Origin of the sequence: Nocardioides sp. CPCC 206348 (genome assembly GCF_048654705.1) — a bacterium.
In the GTDB taxonomy this organism is placed as follows: Bacteria; Actinomycetota; Actinomycetes; order Propionibacteriales; family Nocardioidaceae; genus Nocardioides.
The window spans coordinates 56,709-70,795 of record NZ_JBMCZA010000210.1 but is presented as its reverse complement, the minus strand read 5'-3'; the positions used below and the strand labels follow the sequence as shown (position 1 = coordinate 70,795).

Annotated in this window: 13 protein-coding genes; 7 read left to right on the top strand and 6 right to left on the bottom strand. The window is 69.2% G+C overall.

The genetic code is table 11. The features are described from left to right. The first annotated feature begins 41 nt into the window (after window positions 1-41). Window positions 42-1,634: an FG-GAP-like repeat-containing protein gene (locus tag ACOADB_RS21250; protein WP_378603187.1), complete on the top strand. Its 1,593-nt coding sequence runs from the start codon at window positions 42-44 to the stop codon at window positions 1,632-1,634. 27 nt (window positions 1,635-1,661) lie between these two features. Here the strand turns inward: ACOADB_RS21250 and ACOADB_RS21245 are convergent, their stop codons facing one another. Beyond that, window positions 1,662-2,795: a glutamate--cysteine ligase gene (locus ACOADB_RS21245; RefSeq protein WP_378603184.1), complete on the bottom strand. Its 1,134-nt coding sequence runs from the start codon at window positions 2,793-2,795 to the stop codon at window positions 1,662-1,664. Between the two features lie 219 nt (window positions 2,796-3,014). On the opposite strand from ACOADB_RS21245, the gene ACOADB_RS21240 reads away from it, so the two are divergent. Beyond that, window positions 3,015-3,995 (top strand): hypothetical protein, encoded by a 981-nt coding sequence (locus ACOADB_RS21240; RefSeq protein ID WP_378603181.1) that lies wholly within the window; start codon window positions 3,015-3,017, stop codon window positions 3,993-3,995. Window positions 3,996-4,048: 53 nt separating this feature from the next. Here the strand turns inward: ACOADB_RS21240 and ACOADB_RS21235 are convergent, their stop codons facing one another. Next, a complete protein-coding gene (locus ACOADB_RS21235) occupies window positions 4,049-4,657 on the bottom strand; it encodes a TetR/AcrR family transcriptional regulator (protein WP_378603178.1) in 609 nt (202 codons plus the stop codon). Window positions 4,658-4,697: 40 nt separating this feature from the next. Here ACOADB_RS21235 and ACOADB_RS21230 point away from each other — a divergent pair, with 40 nt between their 5' ends. From ACOADB_RS21230 to ACOADB_RS21215, 4 genes are all read left to right on the top strand, one after another. Further along, window positions 4,698-6,230 carry a flavin-containing monooxygenase gene (locus ACOADB_RS21230; protein ID WP_378603175.1) on the top strand — a complete coding sequence of 511 codons (1,533 nt, stop codon included), beginning with the start codon at window positions 4,698-4,700 and terminating at the stop codon, window positions 6,228-6,230. Then, on the top strand, window positions 6,227-7,063 hold the full coding sequence (locus tag ACOADB_RS21225; RefSeq protein ID WP_378603172.1) for an SDR family NAD(P)-dependent oxidoreductase: 837 nt from the start codon (window positions 6,227-6,229) through the stop codon (window positions 7,061-7,063). The genes ACOADB_RS21230 and ACOADB_RS21225 overlap by 4 nt, the downstream gene beginning before the upstream one ends. A gap of 100 nt (window positions 7,064-7,163) precedes the next feature. After that, window positions 7,164-8,171 (top strand): FUSC family protein, encoded by a 1,008-nt coding sequence (locus tag ACOADB_RS21220; protein WP_378603169.1) that lies wholly within the window; start codon window positions 7,164-7,166, stop codon window positions 8,169-8,171. A gap of 22 nt (window positions 8,172-8,193) precedes the next feature. Continuing rightward, a complete protein-coding gene (locus ACOADB_RS21215) occupies window positions 8,194-8,634 on the top strand; it encodes an SRPBCC family protein (RefSeq protein ID WP_378603166.1) in 441 nt (146 codons plus the stop codon). A gap of 6 nt (window positions 8,635-8,640) precedes the next feature. On the opposite strand, the gene ACOADB_RS21210 is transcribed toward ACOADB_RS21215, so the two are convergent. Genes ACOADB_RS21210 through rocD form a run of 4 tightly spaced genes read right to left on the bottom strand, consistent with a single transcriptional unit; the run spans window position 8,641 to window position 13,686 of the window. Beyond that, window positions 8,641-9,846: a 2-oxoadipate dioxygenase/decarboxylase family protein gene (locus tag ACOADB_RS21210; RefSeq protein WP_378603163.1), complete on the bottom strand. Its 1,206-nt coding sequence runs from the start codon at window positions 9,844-9,846 to the stop codon at window positions 8,641-8,643. Continuing rightward, on the bottom strand, window positions 9,843-11,357 hold the full coding sequence (locus tag ACOADB_RS21205) for an aldehyde dehydrogenase family protein (RefSeq protein WP_378603160.1): 1,515 nt from the start codon (window positions 11,355-11,357) through the stop codon (window positions 9,843-9,845). Before ACOADB_RS21205 ends, ACOADB_RS21210 begins: the two co-directional genes overlap by 4 nt. Then, complete coding sequence (locus ACOADB_RS21200; protein ID WP_378603157.1) at window positions 11,354-12,457, bottom strand: saccharopine dehydrogenase family protein; 1,104 nt, start codon at window positions 12,455-12,457, stop codon at window positions 11,354-11,356. Before ACOADB_RS21200 ends, ACOADB_RS21205 begins: the two co-directional genes overlap by 4 nt. Next, entirely contained in the window at window positions 12,454-13,686 is a 1,233-nt protein-coding gene (gene rocD, locus ACOADB_RS21195) for an ornithine--oxo-acid transaminase (RefSeq protein ID WP_378603154.1), read from the bottom strand. The genes ACOADB_RS21200 and rocD overlap by 4 nt, the downstream gene beginning before the upstream one ends. Before the next feature lie 183 nt (window positions 13,687-13,869). Here rocD and ACOADB_RS21190 point away from each other — a divergent pair. Beyond that, window positions 13,870-14,087, top strand: a 218-nt coding sequence (locus ACOADB_RS21190; protein ID WP_378603439.1) for a hypothetical protein, incomplete at its 3' end; no start/stop codon positions are given.

Below are 14,087 nucleotides of genomic sequence, written 5' to 3'. Positions count from 1 at the left end.
TCCGACGTTTCAGGACGGTGTCGGCGTGGGAGAGACTCGGCGTGAGTGATTTCTCGACCCCCGCAGGCTGGTATCCGGACGGCAATGGCTGGGAGCGTCGTTGGGATGGCAACGGCTGGACCGAGGAACGCCGCCGGATGCCAGAGCCGACGCAGGTCCGGCCCGCGACACCGCCCGCGTCACCGCCCGCGTCACCGCCCGCGTCACCGCCGCAGGCAGCCGCGCCGACCGCCCCGCCGGTGACCGCGGCCCCGCAGGGTCCGCCGCCGCAGGGTCCGCCGCAGCACGCCCCGCAGGGGCTGCCGCCGACCGCTCCGCCGGTCGCCTCGCCCGTCCGTCAGCAGTCCTACGGCCACGTGCCGTCCGGGCATTCGCTGGAGACGCCGTACCCCGGGGCCCATGGCAACGCCTTCCCGGCCTACCAGTCCGGACCGCCGAAGAAGAGCAAGCTGTGGCTCTGGCTCACCCTCGGCCTGGTCCTGCTCCTGGGGGTCGGCGCCGGTGTCGTCCTCGCGGTCGTGCAGCCCTGGCAGGACGACGACTCGTCCTCGTCCAAGGGGTCCGACCCGGTCGAGCCGAGCGGCAAGGTGGCCGTCCAGGGCGACATCACCGGTGACGACAAGGGCGACGCGCTCTACTACGTCTACCAGGACTACGACGACGTCAAGAAGGTCACCGCGACCAGCAACGGCAACGGTTTCGAGCTGTCCGAGGTGGCGGTCGAGCCGTACGACGAGCCCGACGCGATGTACTTCGACTGGGACAGCGACGGCGTCACCGAGAACCTCACCTGGAAGTTCGTGCTGTCGGGCAAGCAGGTGACGCTGGCCTCCAGCGACGGCGACTTCCCCGGTGACCAGAACTTCACGATGTCGTTCTCGTCCCTGAGGGAGTACGACAGCGGCACGATCCGCGTCGTCAACGGGGACTTCGACGGTGACGGTGACCAGGACCTGGCCATCGCGGGTTCCAACGACAAGGTCGTCGACGTCAACGTCCTGCTGAACGACGGCAAGGGCACGTTCGCGGCGCCGGTTCTCTGGCTGTCGATCCCGAATGCGGTGATCGACTCCACGTGGATCACCGCGGGCGACTTCGACAAGGACGGCGACGCCGACCTGTGGGCCGAGCTGCCGGCCGAACGCCTCACCGACGAGGCCTACACGAAGTACTACTCCGGCGACCGCGGCTACGCGCTGCTGACCTCCACGGGCAAGACCTTCACGCTCGGCGCCATCAACAAGAGCAGCATCTACGACGACGCCTTCCTGGTCGGCGACGTCACCGGCGACGGCACGACGAACATCGTCGGGGTCAAGGCCAACTCCTACGACGAGGAGATCACGGTCTCCGTCTACGACGTGTCCAGCGGCCAGCTCAAGGTGGTGTCCGGGTTCACCGGCAAGTCCGACATCGGCGACCGGGCCCTCCAGGGCGCAAAGCTCAGCGACGTGGACGGCGACGGCAAGGCCGACGTGGTGTTCGTGGTCAAGGCCTACAACGACACGAAGTTCACCGGTGTCCAGGTCATGAAGTCGACGGGCGCCATCTTCGAGTCGGCGCTGGTCTGGGCCGAGACTCCTGTGTGCGTGGACGACGGGTGCCGGATCGAGTTCCTGCCGAAGGTCCGCTGACCGGTCCGGTCGGTCCTTCCCTCGGTCCTACTGGTCGAGCTCCCTGCGGAGCTCGGTGACGACCGAGTCGACGACCGCGACGAGGTCGCCGTCGGTGCGTTCGGCAACGGCCCGTTGCCGGGCGTACGACGGTCCGCGCTTCAGCAGGTCCATCACCGACGCCAGCTCTTCCTCGCAGCCGAGCTTCGCCGCGGTGGGTTCCAGCTGCGGGATCAGGTCGGCGAGGTCATCGGTGACCAGTCGCTCGTTGGACTTGTCATCGAGGATCACGATGGCCTCGACGCCGTACCGCGCGGAACGCCACTTGTTCTCCTGGACGTGCCACGGCGGCATCGTCGGCAGGGTCTCGCCGGCGGCGGCGCGGTCGTCGAGCCAGATCGCCAGGCAGTGCATGAGGGCGACCAGTGCTGACATGTCGCTCAGCGTGGAGACGCCGTCGCAGATCCGGTTCTCGAGCGTGCCGTGCTTGATGGCCGGGCGCACGTCCCAGCGGATCTCGCTCAGGTCGTCGATGACGCCGGTGACGATCTGGTCGCTGGCGAACTGCTCGAACTCCTCCCAGCGCTCGAACTGGAACGGCAGGCCGGCGGTCGGGAGCTGCTGGAACATCAGCGCCCGGTTCGACGCGTAGCCGGTGTCGACGCCGTTCCAGATCGGCGAGGACGCCGACAGGGCCTGCAGGTGCGGGAAGTAGGTGAGCAGCGCGGACATCACCGGCATCACCCGGCTCTGCTCGGGCAGGCCGACGTGCACGTGCACTCCCCAGATGAGCATCTGCCGGCCCCACCACTGCGTGCGGTTGATCAGCTCGGCGTACCGATGGCCCTCGGTCAGCTGCTGCCCGGTCCACGAGGCGAACGGGTGCGTGCCGGCGCCGTACAGGTCGATGTTCAGGTCGTCGGCCGCCGGTACGACGTATCGCAGCGTGTTGCGCAGGTCCGCCATCGCGTCCTTCACCGTCGGGCAGATCCCGGTGACGACCTCGACGGTGTTCTTCAGCAGCTCCTTGTGGAGCTTCTCCGGCTCCGGCATCCGCGGCTTGGCCCGCGCGAACAGGTGGGCCGCCTCGTTGCGGAGGTCGCGGGTCGCCCGATCCACCAGCGCAAACTCCCACTCCACCCCCAGCGTGGGTGCCGCTGAACCATGGAAGTCGATGCGCACGTGCTCACCCTAGGGCGCGAAGTGTGGGAATTGGGGTGTCGAGGTGTGCCTCGTGGGGGCACGAAGTGTGGGAAATGGGATATCGAGGTGTGCCTCGTCCATCACTTTGGTGACGTTCAATGCCCGAGAGCCCCGCGCAGCCTGTGGATACGGACCTCTCCTCCACAGGGTCGGACCAGATCTGCGTGGGCGGTGGCGTCTCGATCCATCGTCGTCGCCATGGAGTTCCTCGATCGCGTCGCTGACCGCCCGTTCACCAGCGCCATGGCCGTGGCCGGCGGAGCCACCCGCGACCAGGTCCGCGACTGGGTCCGGACGGGAACGGTCCGGCGCATCCTCTCGGACGTGTACGTCGACGCGTCGGCCGCCGACGGAGTGGAGCTGCGGGCCCGGGCAGCCTCATTGGTGTTGCCCGAGCACGCGGTCGTCTGTGACCGCTCGGCCGCGTGGCTGCACGGCGTCGACGTCCTCGAGTTCGCCGAACACGATCTCGTGCCGGACCTGGACGTGGTGTCGGTCAACTGCAACAACCCATCCAGGCGCCGGGGGATCTTTGGCGGCAAACGGGACCTGCTGGAGTCGGAGATCACCGTCGTGCAGGGCGTCCGGGTCACGACACCCCTCCGGACGGTCTGCGACCTGGTGTGCCTGCGGGGGCGGTGGCAGGCGATGGCCGTTCTCGACGCGTTCCGTCGTGCGTTCGGCATCACCGAGGCTGAGCTCCGCGCGATGCTCCCGCGCTTCGCTGGCCGCCGAGGATGCAGACAGCTGCGCGAACTGATCCCGCTGTCGACCGACCAGGCTGACTCCCGCCCCGAGTCCTGGACGCGGATCATCATCCACGACGAAGGCCTCCCGGTTCCGGCCGCGCAGGTGTGGGTCGTCCTGCCGAGCGGGCGGCGAGCTCGGGTCGAGAACGCCTACGCGTACCTCCGGATCGGAGTGGAGTACGACGGCGAGGAGGACCACACCACGGATGAGGACCGCGACCACGACGACGGTCGCCGGGGCGAGCTCGACGACGAGGGCTGGATCATCCTGGTGTTGCGCAAGCACGACTTCGGGCCGGGGCAGCGTGAGGCCTGGCTCCGTGAGCTACGAGCCGCCATCGACAGCCGGAGCCCGGAGCGTGCCAGCAAGCGGATCTACGCGCGGGGTCCCGACGAGCCGTCGTACCGCTGGAAGCGCCGCAGGCACTGACACTTCGTGCCCCCAACACCCACACTTCGTGCCCCCAACACCCACACTTCGTGTCAGGGGAGGAGCGCGCCGATCGCGGGGAGGGAACCGGTGATCAGCTGGAGGAGGTCGTCGCGGGTCAGCCCGGCGTCGTCGTCGATCCAGGTGAGGACGAGGTCCTCGACCATGGCCTGCCAGGCGTGGATGACGAGGCGGACCGGCGGGGTGTCCTGGATGATCGGGTTGTCGGGGTCGGCGGTGAAGAACCGGTCGGCAAGCGCGGCGAAGGTGGTCTCGTAGATCGCGCGGAGCTTGTCGTTGCTCCCCGAAGCGGCCTTCACGAGCGAGCGGTAGCCGGCGGTGTTGGCGACGACGTAGTCGACGTAGCCGGTCAGGGAGACGAGCAACCGGTCGAGTGGCTCGCCCTCCGGCGGGGGAGCGGTCTGCTCGTACAGGTCGTCGGCCGCGCGCTGCACGACGGCTTCGTAGTAGCCCTGCTTGCCCCCGAAGTAGTGGTACAGCAGGCCGCGCGAGATGCCGGCTTCCTCGGCGATGAGGTCGATCGACAGCTCCTCGAGCGACCGCGTCGCGAGCAACTGCACGCCGAGGTCGAGCAGCTGGCTGCGTCGCTCGTCGGGCGTCAGGCGGGTGCGGGAGTGGGTGGTGGCCGTCACGTGGACCATTCTATTGACAGATATTCAATAGTGGCAATAGCGTCCTCCCATGAGTTCAACAACGACTCCCACGCAGGTCGACCACCTCATCGTCGGCGCCGGCTTCGCCGGACTGGCCGCCGCCATCAAGCTCGACGAGGCAGGCGAGCGCGACCTCGTCGTGATCGAGAAGGACAGCGACGTGGGTGGCACGTGGCACATCAACACCTACCCGGGTGCCGAGTGCGACGTCCCGAGCCAGCTGTACTCCTACTCGTTCGCCCTCAACCCGGACTGGTCGAAGGTCTACTCCCCGCAGCCGGAGATCCTCGAGTACATCCGCAAGGTCGCCCGCGACTCGGGCACGCTCGACCGGTTCGTCTTCAACACCGCCGTCATCGATTCGACGTGGGATGCCGCGACCCAGCGCTGGACGGTGCGTACCGAGGGCCCCGACGGCCCCCGTGTGTACGCCGCCCGCACCGTCGTCTCCTGCGCCGGCGGACTCTCCGAGCCGCGCCTGCCCGAGATCGACGGCATCGACTCGTTCGACGGCGAGATCTTCCACTCCGCCCGGTGGAACCACGACGTCGACCTGACCGGCAAGCGCATCGCCGTGATCGGGACCGGCGCGTCCGCGATCCAGCTCGTCCCCGAGCTCCAGGAGATCGCGGGACACGTCGACGTCTACCAGCGCACTCCCAACTGGGTGATCCCGCGCAACGAGCGCAGGTTCACCAGCCTCGAGAAGACGGCGTTCCGCAAGGTGCCGGGCCTCCAGCGTGCCGCGCGATCGGCGGTCTACTCGACCCTCGAGGGCCGGGTGCCGGCGTTCGCGAAGTTCCCCGACCTGCTCAAGGTCGTCGAGGCCCAGGGCAGGAAGAACATCAACGGCGCGATCAAGGACCCCGAGCTGCGCGCCAAGGTCACCCCGACCTACCGCGCGGGCTGCAAGCGGATCCTGATCTCCAACAAGTGGTACCCCGCGCTCGCTGCCGACAACGTCGACCTGGTCACCGACCCGATCGTGAAGATCACGCCGACCGGTGTGGTCACGGCCGACGGCACCGAGCGGCCGATCGACGTCCTCGTCGTCGCCACGGGCTTCTACGTCACCGAGCCGCCCATCGCCGAGCACGTCACCGGCAAGGACGGCCGGACGCTGGCCGACCTGTGGAACGAGCAGGGCATGGCGGCGTACAAGGGAACGACCATCCACGGCTTCCCGAACCTCTTCCAGATCGTCGGTCCGAACACCGCCCTGGGCCACTCGAGCATCATCTTCATCATCGAGTCGCAGGTGAAGTACGTCGTCGAGGCCGCCAAGGCGATGCGGCGTGAAGGCCTCGGTGCGGTCGAGCCCACGCAGTCCGCGCAGGACGAGTGGACCGCCGACATCCGGCAGAAGATGAAGCCGACCGTGTGGCAGACCGGCGGTTGCGCCAGCTGGTACCTGGACAAGTTCGGCAACAACACCACCCTCTGGCCCGGACAGACGTTCACGTTCCGCCAGCACCTGACAAAGTTCGACCTCGACAAGTACGACGTCGAGCCGGTCAGCACCCCCGTCAAGACCCGAGCCAGGAAGAAGGTCAGCAAGTGAAGGACTTCAAGAACAAGGTCGTGGTCATCACCGGAGCCGGCTCCGGCATCGGCCGCGCACTCGCACTGAACTTCGCAGGCAAGGGTGCCCGCCTCGCGCTCTCGGACGTCAACGAGGCCGGGCTCGCCGAGACGGTCGCGCTCGCGGAGAAGGCAGGAGCCCCCGACGTCCACAGCGCACGGCTCGACGTCGCCGACCGTGCGGCCTTCGTGGCCTACGCCAAGGACGTCGCCGATCACTTCGGCCAGGTCAACGTCGTCATCAACAACGCAGGCGTCGCCCTCGCCGGCAACGCCGTCGACCTCGCGTACGACGACATGGACTGGATCGTCGGCATCAACTTCTGGGGCGTGGTGCACGGGACCAAGGAGTTCCTGCCGTACCTCATCGAGTCGGGAGACGGCCACGTCGTCAACCTCTCCTCGCTGTTCGGCCTGCTCGCGATCCCCGGCCAGAGCGCCTACAACGCCACGAAGTTCGCGGTCCGGGGCTTCACCGAGGCACTGCGCGAGGAGATGCTCATCGCCGGTCACAAGGTCGGCGTGACGTCCGTGCACCCGGGCGGCATCAAGACCGGCATCGCGCGGAACGCCCGGGTCTCCGACAAGGAGGACAAGGCCGCCACGGCGAAGCTGTTCGACGAGAAGCTCGCGAAGATGACACCGGAGCGCGCAGCCGAGATCATCATCAAGGGCATCACGAAGAACCAGGCACGCGTGCTGGTCGGCCTTGATGCCCACGCCCTGCACAACTTCCAGAAGTTCACCGGCTCGCGCTACGAGGACATCGTGGCGCTGGTGTCGAAGAAGTTCATGCCCACACCGATGATCTGAAGGTGGTCTGACCCTGGACGCGTCCCTCGACCGGATGTGGACCCGGAGCCGGTTGTCGCTCCGGGGACGGGTTGACCGCTGGCGCAGCAAGCTGTGGGTCGTGGTCCAGTGCGCCATCGCCGCGGGGGTGGCGTGGTGGATCGCGGCCGACCTGATCGGTCACGAGACGCCGTTCTTCGCGCCCATCGCGGCGGTGGTGTCGCTCGGGACGTCGTACGGACAGCGCCTGCGGCGCGTCGTCGAGGTCACCCTCGGCGTCGCGATCGGTGTGTTCGTGGCGGACGTCCTGGTGGCCGGCATCGGCTCCGGCGGATGGCAGATCGGGCTGATCGTGCTGCTGGCCATGTCGACCGCGCTGCTGCTCGACGCGGGCCAGCTCTTCGTCACCCAGGCGGCGGTGCAGTCGATCGTCGTCGCGGCCCTGATGCCCGATGCGGGGGGTGCGTTCCTCCGGTGGACCGATGCCCTGATCGGTGGCTCGGTCGCGCTGGTCGCCGCCATGATCGTGCCGGCCGCACCCTTGCGCAGGCCGCGGGAGCAGGCGGCCGCGGTGGCCCGCAAGATCGCCGACCTGTTGCGGGCGGCGTCCGACGCGATGGTCGACGGCGAGGTCGGCCCGGCGCTGGACCTGCTCGCCGATGCCCGGGCGACCGACCGGATGATCCGGGAGCTGCAGTCGGCGGCCGAGGAGGGGATGTCGGTCGTCAGCTCGTCGCCGTTCCGGGTGCGGCACCGCGAAGGCCTGCGCCAGATGGTGGAGCTGGTCGACCCGCTCGATCGCTCCCTGCGCAGCACCCGTGTCCTGGTCAGGCAGGTCGCGCTCGCGGCCTACCGGAACCGGCCGGTGCCGCCGTCGTACGCACGCGTCACGGCCGACCTCGCCGCTGCCGCCGATGCCGTGGCCAACGAGCTCGCGGCCGATCGGCTGGCGATCGAGGCCCGCGACGTGGTGCTCGCCGTGGGTGCCGCCACCGGGGTCGTCGAACGCAGCGAGATCCTCACCGCCGAGGCGATCCTCGCCCAGCTGCGCGCGATCGTCGCCGACCTGCTGATGGTCACCGGCATGGGCCAGCTCGAGGCGACCGACGCCTTGCCGCCTCCGCGGTAGTGGGCATGCCAGAATCCTCGCCGTGAGCAACCTGGTGGAGCAGAGCGTCGAGATCAACGCTCCGATCGGCACCGTCTTCGCGTACGTCGACGACTTCACGACGACGAAGGACTGGATGTACGGGCTGAGCAAGATCGACCCCGTCACCGACCAGGTGCGAGGCGTCGGCGCGGAGTACGACGGCATCATGAAGGTCGGTGTCCCGCTCAAGTCGCGGATCAGGTGCACCGACTGGGCGCTGGACGAGCGCATCGAGTTCACCTCGATCAAGGGCATCCAGAACACCCAGCGCTGGACGTTCACCGACCTCGGCGAAGGACGCACGCGCGTCGACGCGTGGATCAGCTACACGTTGCCGGGCGGTCCCGCCGGCAAGGCCATGGAGCGGGCCGTGCGTCCGGTCATCGGCCTGGCCATCCGGCACACGAGCCACTCGCTGGTGAAGAACGTCGAAGCGCTCTGAACTGACTCAGACCTGCGCTGCATACAGGTCGTAAGGGTCGTGCAGGGTGCGGCCCAGGGCGTCCTGCAGCCACCGTGCGTCCCTCGACGACGCACGCTGCGCGGCGTTCACCGACCCGTCGGAGGTGAGGTTCGAGGCGAAGATGCCGGCCGCCGACTTCGGCAGGAAGTCCTCGTAGACGATCGGCTGGAGCACGCCGTCGGCATCGCGCCGGTAGTAGGCGAGACCTGCGTCGTGGAGACCCTGCTCGGTGTCGGGGAATGCGGCCAGCCCCTGGTCGTCGTACAACGCACGACCGGCGGGGGTGAGGGCGACGCCGCGCGCCTCGACCTCCCCGAATCGCACGCTGAGTGCGTCCGGAACCAGGCTGCCGTCGGCCTCGCGGAACATCCGTGGTTCGGCGAGTGCGCGGAACGACGTCTGCCGGAGCAGGACCGCAGGCTTCGAGGTGAGCGGCGGGCCCTGGATCCGGTCGATCATCGCGATGCCGCGCTCGGTCATCCGGCGGTAGAGCTCGTCGATGTCGAGCACCCGCGGCGTGAGGTGGTTGATGTGGGTCGAGGCCACGCCACCGATGTCGGCCGCGACGGACGAGATCGCCTCGAGGTGGTCGTACCACGCACGATCGACCGGCTCGGGGGACAGCGCGAACGACGCGGTGGCCAGCTCGAGGAACCGGTCCGCATCGACCGCTTCCAGCCCGCCGCCCTTCTCCGCGAGGTCGGCGAGGTCGAGCAGCTCGTCGGGGAACAGCTTCCGCGCGCCCAGGAACTCCTCGAGCTGGGCCTGCGTGCGGGCGTCGAAGAAGCGCCGGTCGTCGGGCACGAGCAGCGAGGTGAAGACCCGGAACGGGTTGACCGCGAGCTCCCGGACGTCGACCGGACGAAACGCCGTCGACACCACCGGGATCGGTGGGTTGGCCTCGCGCAGGTCGTAGAACCCGACCGGGTACATCCCGCAGGCCCCGAAGATCCGGCCCACCTGGGCCATCTCCTCGGGCGTCCCGACCCGGATCGCGCCGTGCCGCTCGGCCGTCACGCGCCCGATCGACCCGAGGCGCTCGGCCCCGGGGCCCAGCGCTGCCAGCACGTCGGCGTTCACGGCCTCGGAGACCTCGACCAGCGTGTTGTAGGCCGGGACCTCCGAGCCGTAGAGCGCCGACAGCGACCGGGCGAACCGGGCGCGAAGCTCGGTCGCGCCGATCAGGCTCATCCGAACTCGACCCCCTGGGCCAGCGGCAGCTCGGTCGAGTAGTTGATCGTGTTGGTCGAGCGCCGCATGTAGGCCTTCCACGCGTCCGAGCCGGACTCGCGCCCGCCACCGGTCTCCTTCTCGCCACCGAACGCGCCACCGATCTCGGCGCCCGACGTACCGATGTTGACGTTGGCGATGCCGCAGTCCGAGCCGACGGCCGAGGTGAACAGCTCGGCCTCGCGGACGTCGAGCGTGAAGATCGCCGACGACAGGCCCTGTGCGACCTCGTTGTGCAGCGCGATCGCCTCGTCGAGGTCGGCGTACTTCAGCACGTAGAGCACGGGGGCGAAGGTCTCCGTCTTCACGATGTCGGTCTGCGCCGGCATGTCGACGATCGCGGGTACGACGTACTGGCCACCCTGCACGCCGTCGGCTCTGCCACCACCGGTGACCAGGCGGCCTCCGTCGGCCTGCGCCTGCTCGACCGCACCGAGGAAGCCCTCGGTCGCGGCGGCGTCGACCAGCGGACCGACGAGCGTGCTCGCGTCGAGCGGCGAACCGATGGACAGGGTGCCGTAGGCCTTGGACAGCCGGTCGATCAGCTCGTCGTGCACGGACTCGTGGACGATGACGCGGCGCAGCGACGTGCACCGCTGGCCGGCGGTGCCGACCGCCGAGAAGACGATGCCACGGACCGCGAGGTCCAGGTCGGCCGAGGGCGCGACGACGGCGGCGTTGTTGCCACCCAGCTCGAGCAGGCAGCGGCCCAGGCGCGCGGCGACCCGCGGCGCGACGAGCTTGCCCATCCGGGTGGAGCCGGTGGCCGAGACCAGCGGCACGCGCGGGTCGTCGACCAGTACCTCGCCGACCGCGCTCTCGCCCAGGACCAGCTGGCTGAGCCCCTGCGGCGCCCCCACTCTGCGGGCAGCCTCGGATGCCAGGGCCTGACACGCGAGCGCGGTCAGCAAGGTCTTCTCCGACGGCTTCCAGACCACGGCGTCGCCCGCGACGAACGCGAGGGCGGCGTTCCAGGACCAGACGGCCACGGGGAAGTTGAAGGCGCTGATGACGCCGATGACGCCCAGCGGGTGCCACTGCTCCATCATCCGGTGGCCCGGTCGCTCGGACGCGATCGTCAGGCCGTGCAGCTGGCGGGACAGGCCGACCGCGAACTCGCAGATGTCGATCATCTCCTGGACCTCGCCGAGGCCCTCGGAGCGGATCTTGCCGGCCTCGATCGAGACCAGCTCGCCCAGCAGGTCCTTGTGCTCGCGCAGCAGGTTGCCGAGCTCGCGCACCAGCTGGCCGCGGACCGGACCGGGCACCGAACGCCAGTCCTCGAAGGCCGTCTGGGCGGCGGTCACCGCAGCCGTGACGTCGGACGCGCTGTGCGCAGGGAGGCGTCCGAGCTCGGACCCGTCGATCGGGGTCCGGGACACGAGCGTGCCGTCAGCAGTGAAGGGGTCGCCGGCGCCGAGGGCCGCGAGGATCTCCCGCGAACGGGCTGCCAGGTCAGTGGGGGTGCTCATGCCGAAATCTTTCCGTAGTCCCTGAAACGGCGACCTGCGTGCGTGGAGTGCAGGTCCTCGAGAGTGATGTCCTCCTGCCGCACGAAACCCTCCTGCGGCAGCTTGCCGTCGGCGACCAGCTCGAGGACGGCGACGGCCGAGGAGGCCGTGGTCCACGAGATCGCGCGCCACATGCGCCCGTCGATCTCGATGGGCAGGTAGCCACGCACGTGGTTCTCACGGAACGGCTGGCCGTCCTTGATGCCTTCGACGGCGGCGTGGAGGTAGACGATGTCGTCGTTGACCGGCGGCTTGGCCTTGACCAGGATCCGCCCGACCTCCTCGCGGCAGTCGCGCAGGCCGAGCTCGTCGAACAGGAAGTGCATCTGGTCGAAGTGGCCGGGGTAGCGCAGCGTCTTGTAGTCGAGGCGCTGCACGCGCCCTTCGTACGACTGGCACATGGTGCCGAGGCCACCGGAGGTCAGGGCAGCCTCGAGCTCGATGCCGCCGATGACGACGCGCTCCTTCTCCTCCATCGCCGGCACCATCTGGCGGCGACCGGAACGGAGCACCTCGCAGTCGTTGAGGTACTCGTTGACGACGCCCTCGGCCGACCAGTTGAACGCGTAGCCCAGCAACCCGGTGGGGTTCTGGGGGAGCGCGCCGACCTTGAGCTCGATCGAGCGGATCTCCGAGAATCCCTTGGCGAGCGAGGCTCCGACGATGCCGATCAGCCCCGGCGCCAGGCCGCACTGCGGCACGAAGGCAACGCCCGGCGTCTGCCCGGCGAGCTCGATCACGCGCTGCGTGGTGGGCACGTCCTCGGTCAGGTCGAAGTAGTGGCAGCCCACGGCCGCCGCTGCCTCGGCGACCTCGATGTTGCGGTCGTACGGCAGGCACGAGACGACGGCGTCGACACCGCGCAGCGCGTCCTGCAGCGCCGTGGCGTCCTTGACGTCGAGCTCAGCGGTCTCGAAGCGCAGCCCCGGGTGGGGCGTCGCGTCGTAGCCGCTGACCTTGAAGCCGGCGTCGGTGAGCAGTCCTGCCACCAGTTCGCCGACCTTGCCCAGGCCGATCACGCCGACCTGGTTGATGCTGCGCTTTCCTTGGGCCGCGGTCACCGCAGACTCCCTTCGAGTTGGTCCATTCCCCAGTTGAGGTCGTCGGTGGATACGACGAGTGGCGGCGCGAGCCGGATGGTCGAGCCGTGCGTGTCCTTGGCGAGGACGCCGTGTGCCATCAGGCGCTCGCAGACTTCACGCCCGGTGCCGAGCGATGGGTCGATGTCGACGCCGGCCCACAGGCCGCGGGTGCGGAAGCCGACGACGCCGTTGCCGACCATCGCCTGCAGTCGCTCCGTGAGTACGACGCCGAGCTGGTCGGCGCGCGCCTGGTGCTCGCCGGAGGCCAGCATCGACACGACCTCCAGGCCGACCGCGCACGCGAGCGGGTTTCCGCCGAACGTGGAGCCGTGCTGTCCCGGGTGCAGCACGCCGAGCACGTCGCGGTTGCCGACGACTGCGGAGACGGGCACGATGCCGCCGCCGAGCGCCTTGCCGAGGACGTAGAGGTCGGGCACGACGCCGTCGTGGTCACAGGCGAACGTCTTGCCGGTGCGGCCGAGTCCGGCCTGGATCTCGTCGGTGACGAAGAGCACGTTCTCGCGGGTGCACAGCTCCCGGAGTCCGACGAGGAACCCGGCCGGCGGGATGATCACGCCGCCCTCGCCCTGGATCGGCTCGATGAGCACGGCCACGGTGTCCGGGGTGATCGCGGCCTCGATCGCGGCCAGGTCGCCGTACGGAACCATGTCGAAGCCCGGGGTGAAGGGTCCGAAGCCGTCGCGGGCGTCGGGGTCGTCGGAGAAGCCGACGATCGTGGTGGTGCGACCGTGGAAGTTGCCGGCTGCCACGATGATCCGGGCCTGGTCGGCGGCGACGCCCTTGACGTCGTACCCCCACTTGCGGCTGACCTTGATCGCGGTCTCCACTGCTTCGGCGCCGGTGTTCATCGGTAGCACCATGTCCTTGCCGCACAGGTCGCCGAGGGCGGCGCAGAAGTCGGCGAACCGGTCATGGACGAAGGCGCGGCTGGTCAGGGTGAGCCGGTCCAGCTGCGCGTGCGCGGCGGCCAGCAGGCGCGGGTGGCTGTGGCCGAAGTTCAGCGCGGAGTAGCCCGCGAGCAGGTCGAGGAAGCGGCGACCGTCGACGTCGGTCAGCCAGGCGCCCTCCGCGTGGCTGAGCACCACGGGCAGGGGGTGGTAGTTGTGCGCGGTCCGGGCCTCGGCTCGGGCCACCTCCGCAGCGGTGCGTCGGGGAGTCAGGACGCTGCGATCAGTGGTGATGCTCATGGAATTCCCTCCGTCACCCTGATGGCACCGGAGGATCTCCGGTGGATTGCCAGATTGTCGGACAATCTTTGTCCACTGTAACCCAGGCCACACGACGAAAAGCGAATCGGGCGGCCTTCGGATGGCCCTGCGTCCGGCACCGATTGATAACTGGTTGCGGGGGAGCGGGAGAATGGTCGGGCTGTGGACATCACCTACCCGCCCGACCTGCCGGTCAGCGCCCGTCGCGAGGACATCGCCGCGGCGATCCGTGACCACCAGGTCGTGATCGTCGCGGGCGAGACCGGCTCCGGGAAGACGACCCAGCTGCCGAAGATCTGCCTCGAGCTGGGACGCGGGCTCCGCGGCGACGACGGCCGGGTGCGGATGATCGGCCACACCCAGCCACGCCGGATCGCGGC

Bases quoted from the DNA above. Each gene is read 5' to 3' on its own strand.
- ACOADB_RS21205 (WP_378603160.1), bottom strand. From the start codon at position 11,357: ATGAGCACCCCCACTGACCTGGCAGCCCGTTCGCGGGAGATCCTCGCG.
- ACOADB_RS21210 (WP_378603163.1), bottom strand. From the start codon at position 9,846: ATGAGCCTGATCGGCGCGACCGAGCTTCGCGCCCGGTTCGCCCGGTCG.
- rocD (WP_378603154.1), bottom strand. From the start codon at position 13,686: ATGAGCATCACCACTGATCGCAGCGTCCTGACTCCCCGACGCACCGCT.
- ACOADB_RS21235 (WP_378603178.1), bottom strand. From the start codon at position 4,657: ATGGTCCACGTGACGGCCACCACCCACTCCCGCACCCGCCTGACGCCC.
- ACOADB_RS21230 (WP_378603175.1), top strand. From the start codon at position 4,698: ATGAGTTCAACAACGACTCCCACGCAGGTCGACCACCTCATCGTCGGC.
- ACOADB_RS21240 (WP_378603181.1), top strand. From the start codon at position 3,015: ATGGAGTTCCTCGATCGCGTCGCTGACCGCCCGTTCACCAGCGCCATG.